Below are 5,239 nucleotides of genomic sequence, written 5' to 3'. Positions count from 1 at the left end.
CCACGCTGGAGCGTGGGAGCCAGAGGCTGATTTGTGGGGATACTTCAGGGTCAAAGGGCGAAGATCAGTGCCTTTTGTGACATCCTCCTGAACTCGGCGCGGACCGGCAAATAAGGTCGGGCGCAGAGTCCGCCGACATTTTCTTCATTCGGAGCCGAAAGCAGTCCTATGAACCAGACACAGCCGGGCATCCTGGACCCGATTCCCCTCCAGGGTCGTTACCTCTTCTTCGAGCCCGTCCCAGGTGCGGACCCTCGTGCATCCCTGGCGGCGTTGCGTGACCTGGTCGACGGCAAAGGCACAGTCGTCGGCTTGGGACATTCCCTGGTACTCGCCTTGGGCGTGGAGATCGACGGGCTACGGGTGTTTCCCGCCCTGGTTGGACAGGGCATCGCGCTGCCGTCCACGCCGGCGGCACTCTGGTGCTGGCTGCGGGGGGACGACCGCGGAGATTTGCTGCACCGCGGCAGGGCGATCGAGCAGGCAATCGCTAGGGCCTTCATGCGCGTGCGGGCCGTGGACGGGTTCCGACATGGAACCGGCCTGGATCTCACCGGATACGAGGACGGTACCGAGAACCCGCAAGGGCCGGACGCCTTGGCTGCCGCCGTGGTAAAGGGTGCCGGTCCGGGTCTGGACGGCGCCAGCTTCGTAGCGGTTCAACAATGGCTGCACGATTTCGATCGCTTCGACGCCATGTCGCCCGAAGCGCAGGACAACACGATCGGCAGGCGTAAGCGCGACAACGAGGAGTTGGAGGAGGCACCGGCATCCGCCCATGTGAAGCGCACCGCCCAGGAAGACTTCGAGCCCGCAGCCTTCATCCTCAGACGCTCTATGCCCTGGTGCGACGGGCAAGGCCGAGGCGGACTCCAGTTCGTGGCCTTCGGCAAGACCTTGGATGCCTTCGAGGCCCAGCTGCGGCGGATGATCGGTGCCGAGGACGGCATCCAGGACGCGCTCTTCCGATTCACCCGGCCCGTCTCCGGGAGCTATTTCTGGTGCCCACCGCTGCATGACGGGCGTCTCGATCTAAGGGCGCTGGGCGTCTGACTCAGGCCGAAAGGCGACCATGGTCGACCGCCCGCAGGGCAGGGTGAGCGCGTATGAGAAGCCGTTTGCTTAACCGCTATTAAACTTTGAGGACATTATTCGTGCGTACCACCATCCGGTTCACGATTCCCGCCCTCCTGCTCGCGTTCGCCCTGTCAGCCGCGGCTCACAATGGAGAGCATCAGGACCTCCGCCACTGGGAGCTTGCGAGCCCCGATCCCGACCGGATTTTCCTGACGTTCCATGGCGATCCGGCGACCCGCCGCGCTGTTACCTGGCGCACGGACACGAGTGTTAAGCGCCCCGTCGCGGAAATCGCCGTGGCGCTAGGCGAGCCCGGATTCGACCAAATGGCCGAACGCGTCGAGGCAAAAACCCAAACCATCGATCTGAGCAAGGCGCTGGACACGACCCAGGGCGAGGTCCGCTACCACTCGGCCATCTTCCAGAATCTTCGGCCCGGAACCCTCTACGCCTACCGGGTTGGCGACGGCGACAAACGATGGTCGGAGTGGATCCAGTTCCGCACGGCGTCGAAGGAGCCCAGGCCATTCAGCTTCATCTATTTCGGCGACGCCCAGAACGACGTGCTCAGCCGCTGGTCACGCGTCATCCGCATGGCGCACCAAACCGCGCCGGATGCGGCCTTCGCCCTGCACGCCGGCGATCTGATCGACCGGGCCAATGCCGACACCGAGTGGGCCGAATGGTTCAAAGCGGGCGGCTATCTTCATGCGCAATGGACCGGAATTCCAGTGACTGGAAACCATGAGTATGCAGGCGTGAAGTCGATGCTCTGGCGGCCGCAATTCACCCTGCCGGTGGAATCTTCTCTGCCCCAAGCCCTGCATGAAACCGTCTACACCGTCGACTATCAGGGCGTGCGGATCATCGTGCTGAACTCCAATGAAAAGGTTTCCGAACAGGTGGCTTATCTGGAGGCCCAGCTGAAGAAGCCGGGCTATCGCTGGAGCGTCGTCACCTTCCACCACCCCATCTTTTCGCCGATGGGAAGAAAGAACTACGATGAGCAAGACCGTCAAAAATGGAAAGCGCTGTTCGCCAAGCACAAGGTCGACTTCGTCCTGCAAGGGCACGACCACAGCTATGTTCGCGGACAGGTTCCCGTCATCGACAATGATGGAACGCCGGGCAGCGACTTCCAAACCCTCTATGTGACCTCGGTCAGCGGCCCCAAGCAGTACAAGATCAAGCAAGGCCAGCTAGAGTCGTATGCATCCGAGGGCTACACCACCCAGCGCAAGGCCCGCAACACCCAGTTTTTCCAGGTAATCGAAATCGATGGTGACCGGGCGAGTTACAAGGCCTACACCGCCACCGGAGCGCTCTACGACGCCGCCGTCATAGAGAAAAACCACGCGACCGGCGAGAAAAAGATCATTCAGCGAATCCCCCACACCGACGAGCGGACCTACGAAAACACCGTCAAGTACAGCACGCAGAATCTCTGAGCGCCGACCTAAGGCCATGCCCTGATGGGAGGTGAGTCCCACGGGTTGACACGGTTAAGGGGTCATGGGGCTTTCATTGCCCCAAGCGAGGCACCGCTTTACTCTGTGCCAAGCCGGTACAGGTAGGCGTGAAGTCTTACTCATCGAAAAAACAGAGCCCCCGTAGGTCGGGTGAGGCGCGTCTGTGGTGGTCACGTCGGCTGCGATGATTGGCGCGCCCTCACCCGATGCAAAGTAGGCTACGCCGTGTCGGGTGACGATCGTCACCTAGCCTTACCCGACCTACGCGGGCTCATGGGAACAAAGCGGCCACCTGGTAAAGAGGAATACCGTCGAAGTCAATGTGCGGGCGGCCGGGCATGAGTGTAGCAGAGATTGGACGTTGCCCCTTTTCCTCATTTCCTATGACAAGAAAGAAGCTATTGAACTGCAACTGCCGATAACTTTCGGCTAAATTTGTTTTCTGCAGAAGTAGTTACCAGCAAGCATTCCATGGCACGTGTCATACCGACATAGAGCAGGCGGGCCTTCTGAGACAGTTGTTCCTCATCGTCTTTGAAGTGGCCCACACCCATCATAATTACACGGGAAAACTCCAAACCCTTACTGCTATGAATGGTTAGCAGAGAAACCCTGTCGTCCCCGGGCTGGTAGGCAGTCTTATGATCCTTCGATGCCATCCATAGATGAGGTAACGAAGCCTTTTTTAATTCAGTCGCAAGCTTGTCTCCTTGATAACCTGCCGCATAGAGCACCGCCATATCACCCCAGGCAGTACCCTGTTCATGCCATTTCTTCAGGCAAGCCGCAGCAAAACTGATTTCATCTGCCAAAGTATTAAAGGCTCTTACCACCGGTTTCGGGCCACTGCTTCCCGCTGGCATGGGTTCGACAAGGGGGATATGATCATCGCCGGCACTTTGTGGGTCGATATAATCACGGGCGAAGGCATAGGCAAAATCGAGGATCTCACGCGTGTTGCGGTAATTGGCCTTCAGAATTGTCGTTCTGCCCTGCGCTCTAATCCCTACGCTGGAGAGGCTAAAGCCCAGGCCCGAACGTTTCTTGTAGATGGACTGGGCATCATCATAGAGCAGCAGCAGTGAATCTGTTTCCGGGTCCACCATCTGCGTTACCAATTTCAACCACTCCGCCTCGAAATCGTGGCCTTCATCGATCAGCAGGGCACCATACTGAGCCCTGGGGATCTGCCCCTTGTCCACAGCCCTTATGACCGTATCCACCTGGCGTTCCCAATAGGGTTTATTCGACTTGACCATATCGACATGATAGGTCTTGATCTGTTGTCCGCACCAATCGTGGAAATGGTAGACTTGTACCTGGCCACCGATCCCCTTGGCGGAGATGAAGGCCCTTAACTTAGCTGCAAGGGTAATATTGAAGCAGAGTACCAAGATCGGTTTGTTCATTGCCTGGGCGAGATGCAGGCAACGATATCCCAGGATCAAGGTCTTACCGGAACCGGCCACGCCATGGATCACGCGATGCCCCTGCCCAAGGCTGCGGGCCAGCTGCTCTTGTTGGATATCCATGATTTTAATAATATCCGGCAGACTTCGCTCCAAAGTAGCCGAGTCCTCCTCATCAGCATCAAACAGATCGGCCTGTCCGGCATCGTCGATACGCATCTCAGGAAAGAGGTACCAGCGGATACGGTCGATCTGCGGCAGAGTCAGCGTTTCACCAAACTGATAGTTGAACATCCCCCACAACTGTTCCTGGAAGCACTCCGCATCGGCATTCGCGGTCATTTCATCCTGATAGATCATCAGATGATCCGGCAGCAGATCCTCGCGTCGGTCATCAGGAATTGCCTGCTCGATCTGCTTACGAGAGATATTGGTGAACACCACTCCCCACCCATAGGGCATGATTAGATTGCCCTTGTAGGCCCCGGTAGTTTGGCGCAGCATGGGATCGCGTGACAGCATATCCACCGCCTTATAGGTGTACTGGCGGGCCTGTTCCAGCGGGTGCGGCTTAGTGACCAAGCCATTGCTGGTCAACAAAGAGACATCGGATTTACTGATCTTTTTGAGGGTTGACAGTTTCCAATCCTTGACCTCCAGAAACAGCAGACCGCGGGCTGGATGCAAGATGATAAAGTCCGGGTAGCGGCGATTTTTACCGACAGGAATGTCATACCAGACCGCGTAATCATCCTCCAGCAACGCCTCCAGGCGTCGGGCAAGCCGTTTTTCACCCCCGGTCATGCGGCTGAGGGTTTCTTTATTTAGTTGGGGGATGATCTTTGCCATACTTCTTCCCTATTATCGCAATAGTTTCACTACAACAGTAGGAGTCTGAACGATTACTCTTTAATCGCAGATTGCGCAGATTGTGCAGATTGCTATCGTGAGTCGTGGAATCGATGCTGCACGTTCCGGTGTAACCGGCAGCCGGACATGGTTCGTCATCGGAAAGTCGGCGTGCAGAGCACAGTGTTCGCGTCGCAGCGCCTCACCAAGCCGGTTCAGATAGGCATAAGCCCACGTAGGTCGGATAAGGCGCGTCTGTGGTGGTCATGCCGGCTGCGATGATTGGCGTGCCGTCACCCGACGCAAAGACGATTGTCGGGTGGCGGCCATCCCTGGCCTTACCCGACCTACGCGGGCTGCACAATGTGAAGGGGAATACCGTCGAGATAGATGCGCGGGCGGTGTGGTATGTCATGGGCGTAGCAGAAATTGAAC

3 protein-coding genes are annotated in these 5,239 nt (G+C 57.8%); 2 read left to right on the top strand and 1 reads right to left on the bottom strand.

All coding sequences use genetic code 11. The features are described from left to right. The first annotated feature begins 168 nt into the window (after positions 1 to 168). Both BQ17_RS06510 and BQ17_RS06505 read left to right on the top strand, forming a co-directional pair. Entirely contained in the window at positions 169 to 1,053 is an 885-nt protein-coding gene (locus BQ17_RS06510) for a Dyp-type peroxidase (RefSeq protein WP_089725411.1), read from the top strand. Between the two features lie 101 nt (positions 1,054 to 1,154). After that, positions 1,155 to 2,525 carry a purple acid phosphatase family protein gene (locus tag BQ17_RS06505; RefSeq protein ID WP_176722325.1) on the top strand — a complete coding sequence of 457 codons (1,371 nt, stop codon included), beginning with the start codon at positions 1,155 to 1,157 and terminating at the stop codon, positions 2,523 to 2,525. A gap of 419 nt (positions 2,526 to 2,944) precedes the next feature. On the opposite strand, the gene BQ17_RS06500 is transcribed toward BQ17_RS06505, so the two are convergent. Beyond that, positions 2,945 to 4,804: a 3'-5' exonuclease gene (locus BQ17_RS06500; RefSeq protein WP_089725407.1), complete on the bottom strand. Its 1,860-nt coding sequence runs from the start codon at positions 4,802 to 4,804 to the stop codon at positions 2,945 to 2,947. Between the last annotated feature and the right edge of the window lie 435 nt (positions 4,805 to 5,239).

This window comes from Candidatus Thiosymbion oneisti (genome assembly GCF_900092655.1).
GTDB classification, from domain to species: Bacteria; Pseudomonadota; Gammaproteobacteria; order Chromatiales; family Chromatiaceae; genus Thiosymbion; species Thiosymbion oneisti.
The sequence above is the reverse complement of the archived record's forward strand: the minus strand, read 5'-3'. Positions and strand labels throughout refer to the sequence as shown.